Source organism: Microbacterium sp. 22296 (assembly GCF_052045385.1).
GTDB lineage: Bacteria > Actinomycetota > Actinomycetes > Actinomycetales > Microbacteriaceae > Microbacterium.
Genome location: NZ_JBQEOS010000002.1, coordinates 362,446 through 383,727, shown reverse-complemented (window position 1 = coordinate 383,727; position 21,282 = coordinate 362,446). Strand labels below are relative to the sequence as shown.

The window sequence follows — 21,282 nt, the reverse complement described above, 5'->3', positions numbered from 1 at the left end:
CGTTTTCGTTTCGTCATCCCCGAGGCCTCGTCGTTCCCGGAGGGGGGCGACCGTCGCGGCGAGCGCCCCGCTCAGCCGTCCGCGTGGCGATCCAGGAACGCGAAGACCTCGGCGTCGTCGACCCCGGGGAACATGCCCCGCGGCAGCGGCGAGAACATGTAGCGGTGCACGCGGGCACTCGGCCACGCCTTGCCCTGCCAGCGTTCCGCGGCCTCGGCGTCGGGGCGCCGGCAGCACGACTCGTCGGGGCAGTGCGAGATCCCGCGCTTCGAGGTCTCGCGGCCGCGGAACCACCGCGCGTCGTCGAAGGGAACGCCCACCGTGATCGAGAAGTCGCCGTCGCTGGTGGTTCCCGTCTGCGAGGAGCACCAGAAGGTGCCGGCGGGGGTGTCGGTGTACTGGTAGTGCTCGGTCGTGCGGTTGTGCTCGGCGAAGGCGGCGCGCGCCGAGAACTTCTTGCACACCACCTGCCCCTCGACCGACCCCGTGACGTCGGTCGGCAGCGGGAGTCCGTCGTTCTCGTACACGCGCGAGATGGCGCCGTCACCGTCGACGCGCAGGAAGTGCAGACGCACGCCGAGGTGGGTCGTCATGAGGTTGGTCATGCGCATCGCCGCGGCTTCGTGGGTGACGCCGAACGCATCGCGGAAGTCCTCGACGGCGAGGTTGCGGTCCTTCTTCGCCTGCGTCAAGAAGGCGACGGAGCTGGTTTCGGGCATGAGGCAGCATGCGGCGTAGTAGTTGATCTCGAGGCGCTGCTGCAGGAAGTCGGCGTAGTCGGTGGGCGGGCGGTGCCCGAGCAGGCGGTGGGCCATCGCCTGCAGGGCCATCGAGCGCAGGCCGTGCCCGCCGGGGATGGACGCCGGGGGCAGGTAGATACGACCGTGCTCGAGGTCGGTCACCGAGCGCGCCGAGTGCGGCAGGTCGTTGACGTAGATGAGCTCGAACCCGAGCTGTTCGGCCATGATGCTGACCGTGCGGTGGGTCAGGGCGCCGGTCGCGTGCCCCGCCGCCTTGAGCTGCTTCTCGGCGAGGTTCTCGATCTCGGGCAGATGGTTCGCCGTCTCGCGCATGCGCAGGCGCAGCTCGGTGTTGGCGCGGCGCGCCTCTTCGGGGCTGGCGATGGTCGCTCGCTCGCGTCGCTGCAGTTCTCGGTGCAGACCGAGCACGGCTTCGATGGTGTCGTCGCTGGTGCCTTTGCTGACCTTGACCGGCGGGATGCCGAGCTGCCGGAAGAACGGGCTGCTCTGCGCCCGGTCGAGCTCGATCTCCAACGCGGCGCGGCGGTTCGGCGGTTCGCTCGAGAGCAGTTCGGTCACTTCGGTCTCGGTCGCGCGCGCGATCTCCTGCAGCAGCGAGAGCTTGGGCTCGCGCTTGCCGTTCTCGATGAGGCTCAGCTGGCTGCCCGCCACGCCGACGAGCGCCCCCAGCTCGTCGAGCGTCAGGCCGCGGGCCAGACGGTGATGACGGATGCGGTGACCCAGGGTGGTGAGTTCGAAGGACGACGCCATTCCTTGACCATATCGAAAGAATCCTGATTCTTACATCCAAAATGCGTCGAAAGTCGCGGGCCGAGGGTCTCAATATGGAGGAACGACACCGAGTTTGCTCTCAACCGAGGAGAACGACATGGCTCTCGCCGACATCTTCAGCTCCAGCTCCCGCAACGCCGCGCCCGCTGCCGCCCGTGCCGCTCGTCCCGGCCACGGCGTGCGTCCGGCCGTCGAGGGTCCGGGGCTCGCCGCACTGACCGCGTGGGTCGACCAGGTCGCCGCCCTCACGCAGCCCGACCGCATCCACTGGGTCGACGGCTCGCCCGCCGAGAACGACGCTCTGCTGCGCGACATGGTCGACGAGGGCAAGCTCATCAAGCTCAACCCCGAGTGGCGGCCCGGTTCGTACCTGGCCCGCTCGCACCCCGGCGACGTCGCGCGCCTCGAGTCGCGCACCTACATCGCCTCCGAGAGCGAAGAGGATGCCGGCCCTACGAACAACTGGATCGCCCCGGCCGAGATCCGCGAGACGCTGAACGGCGTCTTCGAGGGATCGATGCGCGGACGGACCATGTACGTCGTCCCGTTCTCGATGGGCGCCGTCGGCGGCCCCCTCAGCCACATCGGCGTGCAGATCACCGACAGCGCCTACGCCGTGGCATCCATCGGTGTCATGACCCGCGTCGGCACGGCCGTGCTCGCGCAGATCGCCCAGGGTGCGCCGTGGGTCAAGACGGTCCACTCCGTCGGTGCCCCGCTCGCGCCGGGCGAGTCCGACGTCACCTGGCCGTGCAACGACGAGAAGTACATCGTGCACTTCCCCGACACCCTCGAGGTGTGGTCGTTCGGTTCGGGCTACGGCGGCAACGCCATCCTGGCAAAGAAGTGCTTCGCGCTGCGCATCGCCTCGGTCATCGGCCGCGACGAGGGGTGGCTCGCCGAGCACATGCTCCTCATCCGCGTGATCGACCCGAAGGGCAAGGCGTACCACGTGGCCGCGGCGTTCCCCTCTGCCTGCGGCAAGACCAACCTGGCGATGCTCCGCCCCACCATCCCCGGCTGGCGCGTCGAGACCCTCGGCGACGACATCACCTGGATCCGACCCGGTGAGGACGGGCGCCTCTGGGCGATCAATCCCGAGGCCGGCTTCTTCGGCGTCGCACCGGGCACGGGCGAGTCGACCAACGTCACCGCCATCGAGACCCTGTGGGGCAACACGATCTTCACCAACGTCGCACTCCGCCCCGACGGCGACGTGTGGTGGGAGGGCCTGACCGACGAGGCGCCGCCGCACCTCACCGACTGGGAGGGCAACCCCTGGACGCCCGCGTCGGGTCGTCCCGCGGCCCACCCCAACTCGCGGTTCACCGTCGGCGCCGCTCAGTGCCCGCAGATCGCCGAGGACTGGGAGGCGCCCCAGGGCGTTCCGCTCGACGTCATCCTGTTCGGAGGTCGCCGCGCGACGAACGTGCCGCTCGTCGTGGAGGCCACCGACTGGTCGCACGGCGTCTTCATCGGCTCGACGGTCTCGTCCGAGAAGACGGCCGCGCAGGAGGGAACGGTCGGAGAACTCCGCCGCGACCCCTTCGCGATGCTGCCGTTCTGCGGGTACAACATGGGCGACTACTTCGGCCACTGGCTGAAGGTCGGACAGAAGCTCCGCTTCGACCGTGCCCCGCGGATCTTCCAGGTGAACTGGTTCCGCAAGGGCGACGACGGCCGCTTCCTCTGGCCCGGATTCGGCGACAACGCCCGCGTCATCGACTGGATCATCCGTCGTGTCGACGGTCAGGTCGACGCGGTCGACAGCCCCATCGGTCGCCTGCCGAAGATCGAGGACCTCGACCTCACGGGGCTCGACCTCCCGGCCGCCGACCTCGCCGAACTGTTCTCGGTCGACGCCCGATCGTGGCTGGCCGAGGCCGACCTGACGGAGGAGTTCTACGACACGTTCGGTTCGCACCTGCCGGCGGCCCTGCGCGCCGAGCTCGCCGCGCTCCGCTACCGCCTGCAGCGTTCCTGACCCGGCCGCCCCGCCCCGCCGTTGCACGGGGTGGGGCACCGGGCTCTCGCCCCGCCCCGCCGTTTCGAGGGGTCGGGCATCCTGCTCTCGCCCTGACCCGCCCCACCGTCGCGGTGGGTCGGACACCACGCTCTCGCCCCGCCCGCCGTCGCGGGGGTCGGGCACCACGCTCTCGCCCCGCCCGCCGTTTCGCGCGGTGGGGCGAGCGTCAGACACGACGCCCCTCCCGTTCTTGGCGCGCGGGAGGGGCGTCGTCATGCCCGCGCCCGTCCGGCGCATCCCGCTGCTGCGGCTTCGCCGTCGTCGCCGAGAAACGCTTCTCGTGGCGAGAAATGTACTGTCGAGGCGTGTGTTCGCGCGGATCGCGTTTCTCGCGCCGCCTTGCGATCTTGGGGGCCGCATCCCGGTCGCGCCGGTCGCGGTGGTCCCGTCGGCTGGGTGGGGCGCTGCGGCGTCGCCGTCGTCGCCGAGAAACGCTTCTCGTGGCGAGAAACGCGCTGTAGACGCGTTTCCTCCTGCGAATCGCGTTTCTTGCGCCGCCTTGCGATCTCGGGGGCGGCATTCCGGTCGCGCCGGTCGCGGTGGTCGCGCCGGTCGTACCGGTCGCGCCGGTCGCGGTGGTCGCGCCAGTCGCGGTGGTCGCGCCGGCTGGGTGGGGCGCTGCGGCTTCTCCGTCGTCGCCGAGAAACGCCTCTCGTGGCGAGAAATGTACTGTCGAGGCGTGTGTTCGCGCGGATCGCGTTTCTCGCCCCGCCCCGCCCCCGACCCCGCGCGGGCGCGACACGCCGCGGCGTCCTCACGTCGCCGTCATACGCCCCGACCTCACACCAGCAGCTGGTGCTTCGCCAGGTCGCGGTACAGGGGAGTGGATGCCACGAGCTCACTGTGCGTGCCCTGACCGACGACCCGGCCGTCCTGCAGCACGACGATGAGGTCGCTGTCGACGACGGTGGACAGGCGGTGGGCGATGACGAGGAGCGTGCGGTCGGCTGCGACGGCGTCGATGGCCTCGCGCATCCGCTGCTCGTTCACACCGTCGAGGGACGAGGTCGACTCGTCGAGCAGCAGCACCGGGGGAGCGGCCAGCAGCGCCCGCGCGATCGCGAGCCGCTGGCGCTCGCCGCCCGAGAGCATGACTCCGTCTTCGCCGACGGGGGCGTCGACGCCGAGCGGGTTGCGCTCGAGGACGTCGCCGAGGTTCACCGCGCGCAGCACCCGTTCGCAGTCGGCATCGGATGCCGCGGGGGAGGCGAGCCGCAGATTATCCGCGATCGTGCCGGCGAGGGTGGGGGCGTCCTGCTCGACGTAGCCGAACCGGGCGCGCAGCTCGTCGCGTGACAGCTCGCGCGCGTCGACGCCATCGATGAGGATCGCCCCGTCGGTGGGGTCGTAGAAGCGCTCGACGAGCGAGAGGATCGTGCTCTTCCCCGCCCCCGAGGGCCCCACGAGCGCGACGCGAGACCCGCGCGGCACGGTGAACGAGACTCCGCGGAGCACTTCACGATCGGTCTCGGCGGGCGGCGCGGCGGTGTCCAGGTGGACGTCCGCCAGCACCGACCGCGCCTCCGCGGCCGCGGCCTCTCGCGCCTTCACGACGTGGTCGGGGTAGCGGAACCGCACGTCGCGGAAGGCGATGGCCGCGGCATCCGGAACCGCCGTCGCTGTGCCCGGCCGGTCGTCCCCGTCTTCGAGGGGAAGGTCGAGCACCTCCTGGATGCGTCCGAGCGCACCCAGCGCCTGATTGACCGACGTGATCGCCCCGATCGCCGACGCGAGCGGCTGCACGAGGAGGAACAGGAAGATGACGAAGGTGACGAGGGCGGCGACGTCGATCGCTCCGGATGCCACCCGGAACCCGCCGACGCCGAGCACGACGAGCAGTGATACCTGCAGCGCGATGCCGGCGACCGGCACGATGAGCGCGGACACCTTGGCGATGCGCACACCCGCGTCGTAGGCCTGGGTCGCGGTCTCGGTGACCGTCGCGGTCTCGCGCGCGGTGGCTCCCGCGGCACGGATGGTGCGGATGGAACCGACGGCGCGCTCGACGCCGGCCGACAGCTCGCCGACCTTCTCCTGTTGAGCGGCGGAGGCGACTCGGATCCTGGAGCTGAGGATGACGACCGTCGCGAGCGACGCTCCGATGACGACGACGATCAGGCCGAGCAGCAGGGGGTCGATGAAGGCCATCGCGATGACCGCGCCGATGAGGATGAGCGCGTTGCCCACGGCATCCGCGAGTCCCTGCGTCAGCACGGCGTACAGCAGCGTGGTGTCGGTGCCCACGCGCGAGACGAGGTCGCCGGTGCGGCGCGCGTCGAACTCGCTGATGGGCAGGCGCAGGATCCGGGCGATGAGCCGCCGGCGGCTGGAGTAGACGACCGCGGTACCGGTGCGCTGGAGGAGGTAGTGCTGGTAGCCCGAGATCAGCGACGACAGCACGACGAAGCCGACGAGCAGCCACACCAGCGCGCCGAGCGGCACCGACTGCTGAACGCGCGTGATGACCTGGCCCACGAGAAGCGGCTGCGCGAGCGTCGCACCCGCACCGAGGATGCTCAGGACCGCGACGACGACGAGCGTGCGCTTGTGCTCGAGCAGGAAGGGCAGCAGCTGTCGGAAGGACGCGCGCGGGCCCTCGGGCACGCGGCGGCCGCGCCGACCGCGCGCGGGAGCGGGAACGGACATGCTCACCTCGGGAAAGGAAATGGGGTCCTTCGACCGTACCTCCCACCGCCGACACCGTCGGTCTCGCTGGTTCGCCGATGTACCGAACTCCGGAGAATCGGGTCGTCGCGGCCGTTCGAGGGGCGTCCAGCGCTCGCCGGCCCGCACATCTCCGGAGTTGCGCCCGCGCGCCCCGGCACCCTCCGGCGCGCCCGCCCCCCGGCACCCGCCGGCCCGCCCGCCCTCGGCACCCGCCCCACGAAAGAACGACGGATGCCACGAGGCCCGGGCCCCGTGGCATCCGTCGTTCGACGAGAGCGCGTTACGGCGCCGTCGCTCCGGCGGCGATGTTGTCGTCGTAGTCGACGTCCTTCGTCTCCGGCGACAGCACGACGGCGATCAGGGTGAGCACGCCCATCCCCGACAGGTAGAGGCCGACCAGCCACGGGTTGCCGCCCCCTGCCGCCCAGAGCGCGACGGCGACGATGGGGGCGAGGGCCGCCCCGAGGATCGAGGAGACGTTGTAGGAGATGGCCGAGCCGGTGTACCGCGTGTTCGTGGGGAACAGTTCGGGCAGCACGGCGCCCATCGGTCCGAAGGTCGTGCCCATCAGCAGGAATCCGAACACGAGGAAGGCCTGCACGAGCGCGCCGGTGAACTTCGGGTCGGCCTGCGGCAGCAGGAACACCGAGAAGCTCAGGCCGAAGACGATGATCGCGATCGTCACGCCGATGAGCAGACGCTTGCGCCCGATGGCGTCGGCGACCGGACCCGACAGCATCGTGAAGACGCCGAAGAACACCACGCCGATGATCTGCATGATGACGAAGTCGGTGTACCCGAAGCCCAGGCCCGGCACGTAGGCAGCCGCGTCGAACGCGGTGCCGGCCTTCTCAGCGGCGGCGGCGGCGCCCTCGACGGTGGGCTTCGTGCCGTACGACAGCGTGAAGCTGGTCATCAGGTAGAACAGCACGTAGGTGGCGAGCATGATGAACGTGCCCAGCACCAGCTGCTTGCCGTTGCGGCGGACGACCTCGCCGAGCGGGAACTTGCGGATCGCACCGCTCTTCTCGGCCTTCGAGAACGACGTGCTCTCGACGAGCTTGAGGCGCACGTACAGGCCGACGATGACCATGATCGCCGAGAACAGGAACGGCACGCGCCAGCCCCAGGTGAGGAACTCCTCGGAGCGTTGGGCCGTGCCGTCGGGGTGCGGCAGCGCGAAGTTGATGACGAGGAACACCGTGTTGGCGATGATGAAGCCGATCGGGGCGCCCAACTGCGGGAACGTGCCGAACAGCGCGCGCTTTCCCTTCGGCGCGTTCTCGGTGGCGACGAGCGCCGCCCCCGACCACTCGCCGCCGAGCGCGAAGCCCTGCGCGAGGCGCATGACGAGCAGCAGGACGGCCGCCCAGACGCCGATCTCGTTGAACGTCGGCAGGCATCCGATCAGGAAGGTCGCGATACCCATCGTGAGAAGGGATGCCACGAGCGTCGCCTTGCGGCCGAACCGGTCGCCGAAGTGCCCGAACACGATGGCGCCGAGGGGACGCGCGACCATCGCGGCGCCGAAGACGCTGAACGACAGCAGCAGCGAGGTCGTCTCGTTGCCGGTGGGGAAGAAGAGCACCGGGAAGACGAGGACTGCGGCGGTGGCGTACGCGTAGAAGTCGTAGAACTCGATCGTCGTTCCGACGAGGCTCGCGGTGATGACACGCGAGCGGGGGTTCGCCGGTGCGGTGGTGGTGCGGGTGGAGGGGGATGACGTGGTCATGACTGCCTGACGGGAAGGTTCTTCGTTCGCGTCCGGGATGGGGCGCAGCGGTGGGGCGCAGCGATCACAGGGGTGGGAGTGAGGGAGCGCACGGCGGGAGCACCGGCGACGTCCCCGGGTGAGGGGCGTCTAGACATTCCAGTCTATGTGTGCGCTGAGCGTACGCAGGGCTCCGCCCGCGAGGGCGCCCTCTCACGCGAACGGGACTCAGCGCCAGATGACCGCGAGGCCTGCGTTCAGCAGGGTCAGGATGCCGACGGGCCAGAACAGCGCGGGCGACAGCGAACCGGTGCGCTTCTGACGAGCGGAGCCGATGCCGAGCAGAGCGCCGATCACGAGCAGCACCACGAGCTTGATGCCGATCTTGGCGTAGTTGAGATCGTGATCGATCCCCCACGGCGCCGACAGGATGAGACCCGTGAGCAGGGAGATGCCCAGCGCGTAGTTCATCAGCGGCGTCACGCGCACTCGCCGCGCGACGGCCTCGACCACCCATGCGCCGAAGAGCACGGCGAAGCCGACGAGATGCACGAGGACGATGACGTTACGCAGGGTCTCCATACCGTCAGGGTAGGGATGCCGCGTCCTCCCTCGCCAGCAAGGCGCACCTCAATCTCGAGTCGCGCTGCCCGCGCGCCACCGAACCCCGGACCGTGCTCGGTGTGCAGCGGAGCGTCCGCCGTAGCGGGGGCGCAGCCCGGACCGGGGCGCGGGATGTGNTCCGCCCCGCTGCACATTTCGCGCCCCGAAGCAGCGGCGCGCCCCGAAGCAGCGGTGCGCCGCGTGCGTCAGCCGCGCAGCTCCCGCAGCACGAGGGCGGTGCGGATCGCCGCGTCGGCGGCCTCCTCGCCCTTGTCCTCCTTCGAGCCCTCGAGCCCGGCACGGTCGAGGCCCTGCTGCTCGTCGTCGAGGGTCAGCACGCCGAATCCGACCGGCTTGCCCGTGTCGAGGGCGACGCGGGTCAGGCCGTCGGTCGCGGCCGACGAGACGAAGTCGAAGTGCGGCGTCCCACCCCGGATGATCACGCCGAGCGCGACCACGGCATCCGCCCCGCCGTCGAGGGCGGCCTTGGCCGCCACGGGCAGCTCGAACGAGCCCGGCACCCGCACGACGCGGTAGGTCGCCCCGGTGGCATCCAGCACGCGCTTCGCCCCGGCGATGAGGCCGTCGGTGATGACCTCGTGCCAGGTGCCGGCGATGACGACGACGTTCAGGTCGGAGGCGTCGACGCCGCCGGTCTCGGGTGCTCCACTGCCGGCCATCAGGCGCTCTCTTCCTTCGTGTGCGCGAGGGCGTCGCGCAGCTCGTCCGCGCCGATGATGTGGCCCATCCGGTCGCGCTTCGTCTCGAGGTACTGGTGGTTGTTGGGGCCGACGCCGACGAGGAGGGGCACCTGCTCGACGACGTCGAGGCCGAAGCCGCGCAGCTGCGCGACCTTGTCGGTGTTGTTCGTCAGCAGTCGCACCTTGTCGACCCCGAGATCGGCGAGGATGCCGGCGGCGGCGGCGTAATCGCGAGCGTCGGCGGGCAGGCCGAGGGCCAGGTTGGCATCCACCGTGTCCATCCCGCGCTCCTGCAGGTTGTACGCGCGCAGCTTGTTGATCAGTCCGATACCGCGGCCCTCGTGACCGCGCATGTAGATGACGATGCCGCCGTCGCGGTCGATCGTGTCGAGGGCGGCTTCGAGCTGCGGGCCGCATTCGCACTTCAGCGACCCGAAGGCCTCGCCGGTCAGGCACTCCGAGTGCACGCGCACGAGGGGTGCGCGCTCGGTGAGGTCGCCGGAGACCACCGCGAGGTGATCGGTGCCGGTGACGCGGTCCTTGTACGCGAGGAAGCGGAAGGTGCCGTGCGAGGTGGGCACGTTCGACTCCGCGCGCAGGCTCACCCGGCGACGCGCGGGGGTCGCCGCCGGCAGCGGATCGGTCTCGTTGAGGTAGGCGATGAGCTGCTCGATGGTGATCACCGGGATGCCGTCGCGTTCGCCGAGCTCGAAGAGTCCGGGCAGCCGCATCATGCTGCCGTCGTCGGCCACCACCTCGGCGATCGCGCCGACGGGCTCGAGACCCGCCAGCCGCATGAGGTCGACGGCGGCTTCGGTGTGCCCCGCGCGTTCGCGCACGCCGCCGTCGACGGCACGAAGGGGCAGCACGTGACCGGGGCGGATGAGGCTCGTGGGGACCGATTCCGCATCAGCCAGCACGTTGAGGGTGCGCGCGCGGTCGGCGGCGCTGATGCCGGTGGTGACACCGGACGCGGCATCTACGCTCACCGTGTAGGCGGTGCCGCGAGCGTCCTGGTTGACCTCGACCATGGGGGGCAGGTCGAGGCGGTCCGCCCACTCGCCCGGCATGGGGGCGCAGACGTAGCCGCTCGACCAGCGCACGGTCCAGGCGAGCCACTCGGGGGTCGCGAGCTGGGCCGAGAGGATGACGTCGCCCTCGTTCTCGCGGTTCTCGTCGTCGGCGACCAGGATCGGTCGCCCCTGACGCAGGGCCTCCAGGGCCTCGGGGATGGTGGACAGGCTCATGCGGAGCCCCTCTCGGTCGATGCGGCGGTGGCCGCGGGGTTCTCTGTCGTACGGAAGGCGAGCATGCGCTGCACGTGGCGCGCGAGGATGTCGGTCTCGAGGTTGACGGGCGTGCCGGCCTCGGCGCGGCCGAGCGTGGTGGCCGCGAGGGTCTCGGGGATGAGCGAGACCTCGAGCCACGGCTCCGCCTCGGCGGCGGGGCTGACAGCGCTGACGGTGAGCGAGACGCCGTCGATCGCGATCGAGCCCTTGTCGACGACGAGGGGAGCCAGGTGATGCGGGATGCCGACCCGGACGACGCTCCACTGGGCGCCGGGGCGCACCTCGCGCACGATCCCCGTGCCGTCGATGTGTCCCTGCACGATGTGTCCGCCCAGCCGTCCGTGGGCGGCGGTCGCACGTTCGAGGTTGACGGCTCGGCCCGGTGCCACATCGACGAGGGTCGACATGTCGAGGGTCTGCTTCATGACGTCGGCGGTGAACCAGTCGTCGCCCTGGTCGACGACGGTGAGGCAGACGCCGCTGACCGAGATCGAGTCACCGTGCCCGGCATCCGACACCGACAGCGGGGCGCGCAGCGTCAGCCGCACGCCGTCTCCCGAGGGCTCGACGGCGGTGACGGCGCCGATCTCTTCGACGATTCCGGTGAACATCAGGCGTCTCCTTCGTTCTCGCGCGCGGTCGCGCGGGCGGGTTCTGCGGCGGCGGTCCCGTCGTGCGCGCGGGACGGTTCCGGCGACGCGTGCGGGCCCTCGGTCTCGCGCGTCGACACGGGTCGCGCGACGATCAGCAGGTCGTCGCCGAGGTTCTCGAGGGATGCCACGGCCAACCGCCGCGCCTCATCGATGGTCGACACGCCCACGTCCCCGACGGCGAGACGAGACCCTCCGAGCAGGACCGGGGCGACGTAGACGAGCAGCTCATCGGCGAGCCCCGCCCGCACGAACGCGCTCGCGAGCGTCGGCCCGCCCTCGACGAACACTCGTTGCACGCCCTGCTCGGCGAGATCCGCGAGCACCGCGGGAAGGTCGTGGGTCGCGTAGAAGAGCGGCGCGCGGGGGTGGCGGCGCACGGCGGCATCCGGGGCCGTCTCGCTCTCGCCGATGATCACCGGAGTCGGTTGGGTCTCGAGCAGCGAGCCGTTGTCGGCGCGTGCGGTGAGCGCGGGATCGTCGGCCCGGACCGTGCCGGTGCCGACGACGATCGCGTCGGCGTGCGCGCGGCGGACGTGCACGTCGCGCCGCGCGGCCGGTCCCGTGATCCACTGGCTCGTTCCGTCGGCGGCGGCGGCTCGCCCATCGAGGCTCTGCGCCCACTTGACGGTGACGTGCGGGCGTCCGGTGCGCTGGAGCGCCATCCAGTCGCTGATCAGTTCGAGAGCGGCGACGGCATCGACGCCGCTCTCCACGTCGACGCCCGCACCGCGCAGGCGTTCGGCCCCACCGGCTGCGGCGTCGGTGGGGTCGTCGAGGGCGTAGACCACTCGCGCCACCCCGGCGTCGATGAGGGCTTGCGCGCACGGCCCCGTGCGACCGGTGTGATTGCACGGCTCGAGCGTGACGACGGCGGTGGTGCCGCGGGCGGCACCCGGTGCCAGCTGCGAGAGAGCGTCCACCTCCGCGTGCGGGGTGCCGGCGCCGCGGTGGAAACCTTCGGCCAGCACACCGCCGTCGGGGGAGAGGATGACCGCCCCGACCTGCGGGTTCAGCCCGCGCGGGCCGCGCCGGGCGAGCTGCAGCGCTCGCCGCACGGCGTCGATCTCGATGGCGGATGCCATTTCCCTGTCCTTCCCGCGGTGCCGGGGCAGGGCCAGCGGGAAGGCGCGACGCGCCGTCCGTGCTGCCTCCTATCCGGACTAGCGAGGGAGGAACCCTCGCATCACCGTCGGTTCCGGAATTCCACCGGATCGGCCCCACCGCTGGGCGGAGGGGTTCGCGGACTGTCACCGCCGGTTCGGATTCTCACCGACCCCGGAGCACGTTATTGCTCTTCGAAGTCTAGTCAACGCCGCGTCGGCGGTTTCATTCCCCGGAATGAACGGACACATGGCGAGCAGGCGAGGCGGGTCGACGGTGACGTCCGCCACGACGAATCCTGCGGGTGCGCAGCGCGCCCCGACGGGCGGCTCGGACCCGTCCTCTCGCGAGGCGCCCCGACGAGAAGGCTTCGAGATGAGAGCACCGCCCGCACGAACAAAGCCCCAAGCTATATCAAAGAATCCGCACCGCGTCACGTAGTTGAAACGTTCTGGCCCTATTCTGTCTGTCGGCGGGCTTTCTTATCACTCCGCCCTGAGTTCTTCGCGAGGGTAGAGGGAATGGCATTGAAGATTATTCGTCCCGCGGGCGCGATGGTGGCTGTCGCCGCCGTCCTGCTCGCCGGTGTGGTCGGCGCATCGCCGGCGTCGGCGGCCACGCGTCCCGCCGGTGACTACGTCATCGGGCTCGCCGACGGCGTGGACGCGGCTGCTCTCGCGGCCCGCTACGGCGTCGACGTGGACGATCGCTACACCGCTGCCCTGAACGGGTTCGCCGCGTCGCTCACGGCCGCCGAGGCCACCGCGCTGGCGAACGACCGCCGCGTCAGCATCCTCACCCCTGATGTCGAGGTCGAGGGCTTCGCGCAGATGGACACCCCCACCCCGAAAACGGTTCAGGCCGACGTGGCGCCGGTCAGCGCGGGCGACGGCGTGCAGACGCCCTGGACGGGCCCCGCGGTCGCCGTGATCGACTCGGGCGTCAACCCGCACATCGACTACAACCTCGTGAACGCGGTCAACTGCCTCGGCACGAGCGACGAGCGCGACGGCAACGGCCACGGGACCGGCGTATCGGGCTACATCGCCGCTTACGACAACAGCTTCGGCACGGTCGGGGTCGCCCCCGGTGCGCCGATCTACTCGGTCCGCGTGATGGATGCCAAGAACAAGGGCACGCTTTCCTCCGTGCTCTGCGGCGTCGACTGGGTCGTCAACAATGCAGCGACCTACAACATCAAGGTCGCCAACATGAGCCTCGGATTCGAGGGCGTCGACGATGGCAACTGCGGCTTCTCCAACAGTGACGCGCTTCACCAGTCGATCTGCAAGCTGACGTCTCAGGGAGTCGTCGTCGTCGCCGGAGCCGGAAACGGCGCCACCGACCTCGCCCGTGTTCTCCCCGGCGCGTACGACGAGGTGCTGGTGGCGACGAACATGGCCGACTACGACGGCAAGCCGGGTGGACTGGCAGCCAGCACCTGTGGCCTCTCCACCAAGGACGACACACCGTGGTTGAACACCAACTTCGCGGTGTCCGACGCCGACAAGGCCCACGTCCTGGCCGCGCCCGGCACCTGCCCCTACACGACGCTCAAGGGTGACCGCTTCGGATACATCCAGTCGGGCACGTCCATGGCGACCGCGGCTCTCAGCGGCGTCGTCCTGAACTGCTTCGCGACGGGCACCTGCTCCGGGATGACCACGTCGCAGGTCCACCGACAGCTCATCGCGCAGGCCTCTGCGGCCGACGCCAAGGGTCACACCTGGTTCGGCAGCCCCTCGGCCGCCGGCTCCTCGCCGAGCAAGTACTACGGCTACCTGGCGACCGTCGCCCCCACGGGTTCGGGGCCGGTTCCGACTCCCACCCCGACGCCGACTCCGACCGCTTCGCCGACGCCCACGGCGTCCCCGACGCCGACCGCTTCGCCGACCCCGTCGCCGACCCCGTCGCCGACGCCGACGCGCACGCCGACTCCCACGCCGACTCCCACCCCGACTCCCACCCCGACGCCGACGCCGTCGAAGGACACGACCGCTCCCACGACGTCGATCACCAGCCCGACCACGGGCTCGACGATCTCCGGACGTGGTGACATCGTCGCCTCGGCGAGCGACAACGTCGCGGTGACCGGTGTCAGCTTCTGGGCGGGCTCGACCAAGCTCGGCGATGCCGTGCGCGGCAGCGACGGCCTGTGGCGCACGACCCTCGACTCGAGCCAGTACCCGAAGGGCCGCTACCAGATCCGGTCGCGTGCCACGGACGCTGCGGGCAACATCGGGTGGAGCCCGATCGTGACGATCGCGATCTCCTGACCCACTGACGACGGCGGCGGGCGGCACTTCGGTGTCGCCCGCCGTCGTCGTTGGTTGTGCGTGAACACTCCGATCACGACGACGCGGGGCGCGTTGCGACCGCGAGCGGGGGCCCGACCCGGCGGGCTACTTCAGCAGGCGCGACAGGCGCCGGTCGGCCAGCAGCTTCCCGCCGGTCTGGCACGTGGCGCAGTACTCGAGGGAGTTGTCGGCGAAGAAGACGCTGCGCACCTCGTCGCCGCAGACCGGACACGCCTCGCCGCGTCGCCCGTGCACGCGCATGCCGCGGCGCTTGGCATCCTTCAGCTCCGCCGGGGGCTTGCCGCGGGCCGCATCGACGGCCTCGGAGAGTGTCGTCGTCATCGCCGTGAAGAGACGGTCCACGTCGTCGTCGGCAAGGGTGGCGGCGAGGGCGTAGGGTGACATCTTCGCCGCGTGCAGGATCTCGTCGGAATACGCGTTTCCGACACCGGCGATGATCGACTGGTCGCGCAGCACACCCTTGATCTGCGTCCTCCGCCCGGTGAGCAGAGCACCGAACTCCTCCCGGCCGAAATCGTCGGCGAGCGGGTCGGGGCCGAGGCGCGCAATGCCGGGCACTTCGTCGGGCGCGGTGACGGCGTACACCGCCAGCGACTTCTTCGTGCCCGCCTCGGTGAGATCGAAGCCCGAGCCGTCGTCGAAGCCGACGCGCAGGGCGATGGGGGTCTTGCCCGGCTTGATCAGCGTCGCGGGCAGGGCGTCGTACCAGCGGAGCCAACCCGCTTTGGCGAGGTGGAAGATCAGATGGATGCCGCCGTCGGTCGCGATGTCCACGAACTTGCCGTGACGATCGACTCCGGTGACCTGCGCGCCGACGAGATCGGACAAGGGCGGGGAGTACGTCTTGAGGGCGTTGATGGCCGACACGCTCGCCTTGTCGAACCGCACGCCCGCGAGCCGCACCCGCAGGAACTCGACGAGTCCTTCGACCTCTGGCATCTCCGGCATGCGCCCATGCTCCCACGCACCCCCGACATCCCGAGGCGGGCTTGCGCCTCCGGTGCGCACCTCCTCCGGCGCCGTGGGCCCGGACGGCGACACAATGCAGGAGTCGTGCCGTATCTCCCGCTCGGGCGAGAGCCGCGACCGGGGACCCGGCGTCCATTTCCTGCGTTGTGTTCGACCCCTCCCCGATTCCGGCTTCCCGGAAGCTGTCCACGAACTCGTCGATCCGCGCAGCGGGGGATGCGCGCGATCGATCATCGTCATGCGATGGAGAACGAACAGGCAGCGGGATTTCCGCTCGACTCGGTCATGTCGTACGCCGATCTGTGCGCGACCGGTGCGAGTCGCGCCGGCATCCGTGAAGCCCTCGCGGCGGGGGTCCTGCATCGCGCTCGGCGCGACGTGTACGTCGCCGGCGGAGTCCACGAAGCGGTCGTTGCGGCTCAACGTGTCGGCGGCCGACTGGACTGCATCTCGGCCGTCGGAGCGGCCGGGATCTTCGCTCTGGACCAGTCGCACCTGCACGTGCAGGTCGAGCCGACCCATTCGAGACTGCGTTCCCCGTCGTCGCGTCGCCAGCGCCTCAGCGGCGCATCGAACGTCGTCGTCCATTGGCGGAGCAGTGATCAGGGCGCCGCCCACTCCATTCCCCTCATGGAGGCATTGGCGCGCGCCATCCGGTGCCAGAGTCCGCGGGCGTCGATCGCGATGCTCGACAACGCGCTTCACCAGGGCCGCGTGACCGACGCGGACGTGCGCGAACTCTTCGCCGGTCTTCCCGCGAAGTATGCGGCCCTGCGGCCGCTTCTCGACGGTCGTGCCGAGGCGGGTTCCGAGAGCTTCGCGCGCTTACTCCTGCGACAACTGGGCTGTTCCGTGCAGGTGCAGGTATGGATCGACGGCGTCGGTCGTGTGGACCTCGTCGTCGACGGATGGATCGTCGTCGAGTGCGACAGCCGGGCACACCACGGCGGATGGGAAGCGCAGGAGCGCGACAGGCTGCGTGATCTTCTGCTCGCTGAGCGCGGGTATACCGTCGTTCGACCGACGGCGAGAATGATCTTCAGCAACCCCGACTTTCTGCGCCGTGCCGTCCAGGGCCTCAGATCCGCGCGCCGCTAGCGACATAACGCAGGAATCTTGCGCGCTGTGAGGCATCGCGGATGCCACCACGTCGTCAACAGCAGCCAGAACTCCTGCGTTGTGTCCAGCAAGGGACCCTTCAGCGGGATCGGCGCTGCGACGGGCGCGGCGCTTCGCAGATAGACACGACGCAGGAGAGACGGACGTCGGTCGCCGCCCGTCGGCATCGCGACGCGGTCGAGAGCGCGGTTCTCCTGCGTTGGGTCGGCGAGCGCGACGCGATCCTCGGGAACGGCGACGCCGCGTGACGCGGGCGGTCACGCGGCGTCGAACGATGCGAGTCAGCCGCGGCGGAGCAGCCCGATGCGGTCGTACACATCGGCGAGGGTCTTCTCGGCGACGGATGCCGCACGCTCGGCGTTGGTCGCCAGCACGCGGTCGAGTTCGGCGGGGTCGTCCAGAAGCTCGAGGGCGCGGTGTCGGACGGGCTCGAATTCGTTCACGACGACCTCGGCCAGGCCCTTCTTGAAGTCGCCGTAGCCGCGGCCCGCGTACTCGTCTTCGATGGCGGTGATCTCGCGGCCGGTGAGGGCCGAGTAGATGACGAGGAGGTTCGAGACGCCCGGCTTCTCGTCGCGATCGAATCGCACGACGCCCTCGGAGTCGGTGACCGCGCGCATGATCTTCTTGGCGCTCACCTTCGACTCGTCGAGCATCCACAGCACGCCCGCGTCGGACTCGGCCGACTTCGACATCTTCGAGGTCGGGTTCTGCAGATCGTAGATGCGGGCGGTCTCGCGCTGGATCATGGGCTTGGGCACCGTGAAGGTCTCGCCGAAGCGCTGGTTGAAGCGCTCCGCCAGGTCGCGGGTCAGCTCGATGTGCTGCTTCTGGTCGTCCCCGACGGGCACGACGTCGGTCTGGTACAGCAGGATGTCGGCCGCCATCAGCACCGGATAGGTGAACAGCCCGACGTTGGTGGCATCCGCGCCGTAGCGGGCCGACTTGTCTTTGAACTGGGTCATGCGTCCGGCCTCGCCGAAACCGGTGAGGGTCGACAGCACCCACTGCAGTTCCGCGTGCGCCGGCACGTGCGACTGCACGTAGAGCGTGGAGCGCGAGGGCTCGATGCCCGCGGCGATGTACTGCGCGGCGGTACGGCGAGTCTTCTCTCGGCGTTCGGCGGGGTCGCCGGGCTGCGTGAGGGCGTGCAGGTCGACGACAGAGAAGAAGGCGTCGTACTGGTCCTGCAACTCGCGCCATTGCAGCAGAGCCCCGATGTAGTTGCCGATCTGGAGGCTGTCGGCGGAGGGCTGCATTCCGGAGTAGAGGCGCTGCTGAGTCACGTCTCGATCCTAGGCGTCGCCGTGTGGCGGTCGCGGCACGTGCAGGTGTGCCCAGGGACGCGCGGTGCCGAAGATCGCGGTACGTGTGCGCGGCTGTACGGCAGCGGCCGGGCGGGGAATCGGTGAGGACCCACCCGGTCGGCCGAAGATGCGCTCCGTGACGCGCGATCGTCGTTGCGCCCGCCGACAGCGCGGCGTCCCGCCGGTCAGCGCCCGAGTGTGTAGTCGACGATCACGGGGGAGTGATCGCTCCAGCGCGTGTCGTAGGACGGCGCCCGGTCGACGCGGTAGGCCGTGACCCGCTCCGCCAATGCTGGGGTGGCGACGTGGTAGTCGATGCGCCAGCCGCTGTCGGTGTCGAACGCCTTGCCACGCATCGACCAGAACGTGTACGGCCCATCGACCTCGCCCATCTCGCGGCGGCCGACGTCTACCCACCCGAGCCCCGTGCCGACCGTTCCGTCGACGCCCTCGACCTTCTCGCCCGCGGGCCCGAAGAAGCGGTCGAAATAGGCGCGCTCGCGGGGCAGGAACCCCGCGTTCTTGCGATTGCCGCGCCAGTTCTTGATGTCGAGCTCACGGTGCCCGACATTCAGGTCGCCGAGGACCAGGGCGAGTTCGCGTTCGGACTTCAGGGTTGCGAGGCGCTGCTCCATGGCATCCAGGAAGAGCCACTTCGCGTCTTGCTTCGGAGTGTCGACCTCGCCGCTGTGCACGTAGGCGCTCACGATGGTGACCGTCTCACCGTCGATCTCGAAGTCGGTCTCGATCCATCGGCCGGACGCGTCGAGGGGCTCGGGGCCGAGATGGCTGCGCGTGTCGACGCCGGGCAGCCGGCTGATGATCGCGACGCCCGCGCGGCCCTTCTGCAGCGACTCGTCGTTGACGATCTGCCAGCCGGGGAGAGCCTCGGCGAGTTGCTCGGCGGTAGCACGGACCTCTTGCAGGGCGACGATGTCGGCGCCCGAGGCATCGAGCCATTCGGTCATGCCCTTGCGGACGGCGGCACGGATGCCGTTGACGTTGACGGAGACGATTCGCACAGAACGAGGCACCCCACGAGCGTAGCCCGCGCCTCGGACATCGCCGCGGGGAGGCGAACTCGACGGAACCACCGAGCACGCATCACCCCGCGGGCCGCCGGCCCGTGAGCGGCCGGTGACCGCGCGATGCTCAGTCGGGGAGAAGGGAGACCCGCCGAGGCGCCGGAACGTCGGCCTCCGCGCGCGCGAGCTGCTTCTCGGCCGCGCTGAGTCGCCGCTTCGCACGCCAGCGCAGGGGCCACCGCGACAGGGCGACCGCCTTCTCGGCCTCGCGCACGCCGACCTGCGCCGCGATGACGAGGGCCGCCTGTTCCATGGCGAGACGGTCCTCGGGGGAGCGCAGGGGAACGTCGCGGTCGCGCGCCGCCACCGCGATCCACGCCGCGGAGACGAGGATCACGATGCCGATGAAGCGGAACCACAACAAGAACCCGATGAGCACGGTGAACGTCGCGAGCAGCGGGTTCGAGGGCGTGTAGACGAAAAGGAAGCCCGCGGCGACCTGCAGAACGACCATCCCCGTCGCGCCGACGAGGGCCCCCGGCCACGCGCGTCGCCAGGTGAGGGTCGTGCCCGTGAGGAAGCGGAACAGGGACGCCAGGGCGAGGGTGTTCACACCGAACGCCACGACGAGTGAGATGATCCGAGCCCCTACCGACCAGCCGAGGGTCTCGCGGTCCCAGCCGATGAGCCCGAACACCAGGTCGACCGCACCGGTGGTGATCGAGCCCAGCAGGGCACCGACCAGCAGGGCGATGCCGAACAGGAGCGAGGCGACGAAATCGCGCGCCTTCAGCAGCACGTAGTTGCGCAGGTCGAAGGGGAGTCCGAAGGTGTCGCGCACCGCGCGACGGGTGAACGTGACGAACCCGATGGCCGTCCACACCACCACCACGACGGCGACGATGCCGGTGATGGTGAGCAGACGTCCGCTCTCCTGCGCGACGGCTTCGACCTGCTCGCGGTCGACGAGGCCGTTCTCGCTGATGATGCCCGGGATGTAGCTGTTGACGATGTGGATCAGACCGTCGATCGCGGTCTTGCTGCCGCCCAGCCAGATACCGACGCCGGCGAAGGCCAGGTACAGGGCCGAGAACACCGCGAACAGCCCCTGGTAGCTCATACCGGCGGCGAGCAGGAATCCATTGTGCTGCAGGAAGTGCCGCCACACGCGGATCGGGAACCACTGGGCGATCTTCGCCGCCCGGGCGATGGGATGATCGAGCCGCTCACGTACGGCCGTCTGGGCCGCCTCGAGCCGGCCGCGGAACGACGCGTCGTCGTCGCCCGCGGGGGCATCCTCGTCGCGCACCGCGGGCAGCGGCCGCGGGTCGTGGCGGTTCTCAGTCACCCGACGAGCCTAATGAATGGATGCCGCCCCTCGACGCGAGGGTGGAGCGGCGGAACGCCGAACGGCGGGGCGCCGGAGCGCACCCGCCGTTCGAGGGAGGAGAGGTCAGCGACCGCCGCGGAGGACGGCCTGCTTGACCTCGGCGATGGCCTTGGTGACCTCGATGCCGCGGGGGCACGCCTCGGTGCAGTTGAAGGTCGTGCGGCAGCGCCACACGCCCTCTTTGTCGTTGAGGATGTCGAGGCGCACGTCGCCCGCGTCGTCGCGCGAGTCGAAGATGAAGCGGTGCGCGTTGACGATCGCTGCAGGACCGAAGTACTGGCCGTCGGTCCAGAACACCGGGCACGACGAGGTGCACGCGGCGCACAGGATGCACTTGGTGGTGTCGTCGAAGACCTCGCGGTCGACGATCGACTGCACGCGCTCCTTGCCCGGCTCGGGCTTCGAGTTCGAGATCAGGAACGGCTGCACCTCGCGGTAGGAGGCGAAGAACGGCTCCATGTCGACGATCAGGTCCTTCTCGAGCGGCAGGCCCTTGATCGCCTCGACGTAGATCGGCTGCGAGATGTCGAGATCTTTGATCAGCGTCTTGCAGGCGAGACGGTTGCGGCCGTTGATGCGCATGGCATCCGATCCGCAGATGCCGTGTGCGCACGAACGGCGGAACGACAGCGAACCGTCGGTCTCCCACTTGATCTTGTGCAACGCGTCGAGCACGCGGTCCGTGGAATACAGCTCCACGTCATAGTCGACCCAGCGAGGCTCGTCGTCGACCTCGGGGTCGAAACGGCGGATGTTGAAGGTGACGAGGAACGACTGGATCCCGGTGTCTTCCGGCGTCTGCTCGACCTCGTCCGAGGTGTCCACTGAGCTCTCGGGTCCCTGAGCCTGTCGAAGGGCGGTGGATGCCATC

The 21,282-nt window shown here is 70.0% G+C and carries 16 protein-coding genes and 1 riboswitch; of the genes, 3 read left to right on the top strand and 13 right to left on the bottom strand.

Translation table 11 applies throughout. From position 1 onward, the window contains the following. Nucleotides 1-71: 71 nt before the first annotated feature. Nucleotides 72-1,511: a helix-turn-helix domain-containing protein gene (locus tag ACTJJP_RS05340; protein ID WP_440773981.1), complete on the bottom strand. Its 1,440-nt coding sequence runs from the start codon at nucleotides 1,509-1,511 to the stop codon at nucleotides 72-74. Between the two features lie 118 nt (nucleotides 1,512-1,629). Between ACTJJP_RS05340 and ACTJJP_RS05335 the strand changes: the two genes are divergently transcribed. Beyond that, nucleotides 1,630-3,516 (top strand): phosphoenolpyruvate carboxykinase (GTP), encoded by a 1,887-nt coding sequence (locus tag ACTJJP_RS05335; protein WP_440773980.1) that lies wholly within the window; start codon nucleotides 1,630-1,632, stop codon nucleotides 3,514-3,516. Between the two features lie 822 nt (nucleotides 3,517-4,338). Here ACTJJP_RS05335 and ACTJJP_RS05330 read toward each other — a convergent pair. The 7 genes from ACTJJP_RS05330 to ribD all read right to left on the bottom strand — a co-directional run bounded on the left by ACTJJP_RS05330 (nucleotide 4,339) and on the right by ribD (nucleotide 12,264). Beyond that, on the bottom strand, nucleotides 4,339-6,204 hold the full coding sequence (locus tag ACTJJP_RS05330) for an ABC transporter ATP-binding protein (protein WP_440773979.1): 1,866 nt from the start codon (nucleotides 6,202-6,204) through the stop codon (nucleotides 4,339-4,341). Between the two features lie 301 nt (nucleotides 6,205-6,505). Continuing rightward, nucleotides 6,506-7,957, bottom strand: a complete 1,452-nt coding sequence (locus ACTJJP_RS05325; RefSeq protein WP_440773978.1) for an MFS transporter — start codon at nucleotides 7,955-7,957, stop codon at nucleotides 6,506-6,508. 207 nt (nucleotides 7,958-8,164) lie between these two features. Then, nucleotides 8,165-8,518 carry a Fe-S protein gene (locus tag ACTJJP_RS05320; protein ID WP_440773977.1) on the bottom strand — a complete coding sequence of 118 codons (354 nt, stop codon included), beginning with the start codon at nucleotides 8,516-8,518 and terminating at the stop codon, nucleotides 8,165-8,167. A gap of 227 nt (nucleotides 8,519-8,745) precedes the next feature. After that, nucleotides 8,746-9,219, bottom strand: a complete 474-nt coding sequence (gene ribH, locus ACTJJP_RS05315; RefSeq protein ID WP_440773976.1) for a 6,7-dimethyl-8-ribityllumazine synthase — start codon at nucleotides 9,217-9,219, stop codon at nucleotides 8,746-8,748. Beyond that, a complete protein-coding gene (gene ribA, locus ACTJJP_RS05310) occupies nucleotides 9,219-10,487 on the bottom strand; it encodes a GTP cyclohydrolase II (RefSeq protein ID WP_440773975.1) in 1,269 nt (422 codons plus the stop codon). Before ribA ends, ribH begins: the two co-directional genes overlap by 1 nt. Continuing rightward, entirely contained in the window at nucleotides 10,484-11,140 is a 657-nt protein-coding gene (locus ACTJJP_RS05305) for a riboflavin synthase (protein WP_440773974.1), read from the bottom strand. Before ACTJJP_RS05305 ends, ribA begins: the two co-directional genes overlap by 4 nt. Next, nucleotides 11,140-12,264, bottom strand: coding sequence for a bifunctional diaminohydroxyphosphoribosylaminopyrimidine deaminase/5-amino-6-(5-phosphoribosylamino)uracil reductase RibD (ribD, locus tag ACTJJP_RS05300; RefSeq protein ID WP_440773973.1), 1,125 nt, complete (start codon nucleotides 12,262-12,264; stop codon nucleotides 11,140-11,142). The genes ACTJJP_RS05305 and ribD overlap by 1 nt, the downstream gene beginning before the upstream one ends. Before the next feature lie 56 nt (nucleotides 12,265-12,320). Then, nucleotides 12,321-12,469: riboswitch (FMN riboswitch) on the bottom strand. 335 nt (nucleotides 12,470-12,804) lie between these two features. Here ribD and ACTJJP_RS05295 point away from each other — a divergent pair. Then, nucleotides 12,805-14,559, top strand: a complete 1,755-nt coding sequence (locus ACTJJP_RS05295; protein WP_440773972.1) for a S8 family serine peptidase — start codon at nucleotides 12,805-12,807, stop codon at nucleotides 14,557-14,559. Between the two features lie 126 nt (nucleotides 14,560-14,685). On the opposite strand, the gene ACTJJP_RS05290 is transcribed toward ACTJJP_RS05295, so the two are convergent. Further along, a complete protein-coding gene (locus tag ACTJJP_RS05290) occupies nucleotides 14,686-15,549 on the bottom strand; it encodes an Fpg/Nei family DNA glycosylase (RefSeq protein ID WP_440773971.1) in 864 nt (287 codons plus the stop codon). A gap of 264 nt (nucleotides 15,550-15,813) precedes the next feature. On the opposite strand from ACTJJP_RS05290, the gene ACTJJP_RS05285 reads away from it, so the two are divergent. Next, on the top strand, nucleotides 15,814-16,668 hold the full coding sequence (locus ACTJJP_RS05285) for an endonuclease domain-containing protein (protein WP_440773970.1): 855 nt from the start codon (nucleotides 15,814-15,816) through the stop codon (nucleotides 16,666-16,668). A gap of 302 nt (nucleotides 16,669-16,970) precedes the next feature. On the opposite strand, the gene trpS is transcribed toward ACTJJP_RS05285, so the two are convergent. From trpS to ACTJJP_RS05265, 4 genes are all read right to left on the bottom strand, one after another. Beyond that, on the bottom strand, nucleotides 16,971-17,975 hold the full coding sequence (gene trpS / locus ACTJJP_RS05280) for a tryptophan--tRNA ligase (RefSeq protein WP_440773969.1): 1,005 nt from the start codon (nucleotides 17,973-17,975) through the stop codon (nucleotides 16,971-16,973). 206 nt (nucleotides 17,976-18,181) lie between these two features. Next, complete coding sequence (locus ACTJJP_RS05275; protein ID WP_440773968.1) at nucleotides 18,182-19,030, bottom strand: exodeoxyribonuclease III; 849 nt, start codon at nucleotides 19,028-19,030, stop codon at nucleotides 18,182-18,184. Nucleotides 19,031-19,148: 118 nt separating this feature from the next. Beyond that, nucleotides 19,149-20,369: a YihY/virulence factor BrkB family protein gene (locus ACTJJP_RS05270; RefSeq protein WP_440773967.1), complete on the bottom strand. Its 1,221-nt coding sequence runs from the start codon at nucleotides 20,367-20,369 to the stop codon at nucleotides 19,149-19,151. Nucleotides 20,370-20,474: 105 nt separating this feature from the next. After that, nucleotides 20,475-21,281 (bottom strand): succinate dehydrogenase iron-sulfur subunit, encoded by an 807-nt coding sequence (locus tag ACTJJP_RS05265; RefSeq protein WP_440773966.1) that lies wholly within the window; start codon nucleotides 21,279-21,281, stop codon nucleotides 20,475-20,477. Nucleotide 21,282 lies beyond the last annotated feature (1 nt).

Excerpts from the sequence above, each read along its gene's own strand:
- ribA (WP_440773975.1), bottom strand. The coding sequence starts at position 10,487 with ATGAGCCTGTCCACCATCCCCGAGGCCCTGGAGGCCCTGCGTCAGGGG.
- ACTJJP_RS05265 (WP_440773966.1), bottom strand. The coding sequence starts at position 21,281 with ATGGCATCCACCGCCCTTCGACAGGCTCAGGGACCCGAGAGCTCAGTG.
- ribD (WP_440773973.1), bottom strand. The coding sequence starts at position 12,264 with ATGGCATCCGCCATCGAGATCGACGCCGTGCGGCGAGCGCTGCAGCTC.
- ACTJJP_RS05320 (WP_440773977.1), bottom strand. The coding sequence starts at position 8,518 with ATGGAGACCCTGCGTAACGTCATCGTCCTCGTGCATCTCGTCGGCTTC.
- ACTJJP_RS05305 (WP_440773974.1), bottom strand. The coding sequence starts at position 11,140 with ATGTTCACCGGAATCGTCGAAGAGATCGGCGCCGTCACCGCCGTCGAG.
- ACTJJP_RS05335 (WP_440773980.1), top strand. The coding sequence starts at position 1,630 with ATGGCTCTCGCCGACATCTTCAGCTCCAGCTCCCGCAACGCCGCGCCC.
- ribH (WP_440773976.1), bottom strand. The coding sequence starts at position 9,219 with ATGGCCGGCAGTGGAGCACCCGAGACCGGCGGCGTCGACGCCTCCGAC.
- ACTJJP_RS05285 (WP_440773970.1), top strand. The coding sequence starts at position 15,814 with ATGGAGAACGAACAGGCAGCGGGATTTCCGCTCGACTCGGTCATGTCG.
- ACTJJP_RS05340 (WP_440773981.1), bottom strand. The coding sequence starts at position 1,511 with ATGGCGTCGTCCTTCGAACTCACCACCCTGGGTCACCGCATCCGTCAT.
- ACTJJP_RS05295 (WP_440773972.1), top strand. The coding sequence starts at position 12,805 with ATGGCATTGAAGATTATTCGTCCCGCGGGCGCGATGGTGGCTGTCGCC.
- ACTJJP_RS05325 (WP_440773978.1), bottom strand. The coding sequence starts at position 7,957 with ATGACCACGTCATCCCCCTCCACCCGCACCACCACCGCACCGGCGAAC.
- ACTJJP_RS05290 (WP_440773971.1), bottom strand. The coding sequence starts at position 15,549 with ATGCCGGAGATGCCAGAGGTCGAAGGACTCGTCGAGTTCCTGCGGGTG.
- ACTJJP_RS05330 (WP_440773979.1), bottom strand. The coding sequence starts at position 6,204 with ATGTCCGTTCCCGCTCCCGCGCGCGGTCGGCGCGGCCGCCGCGTGCCC.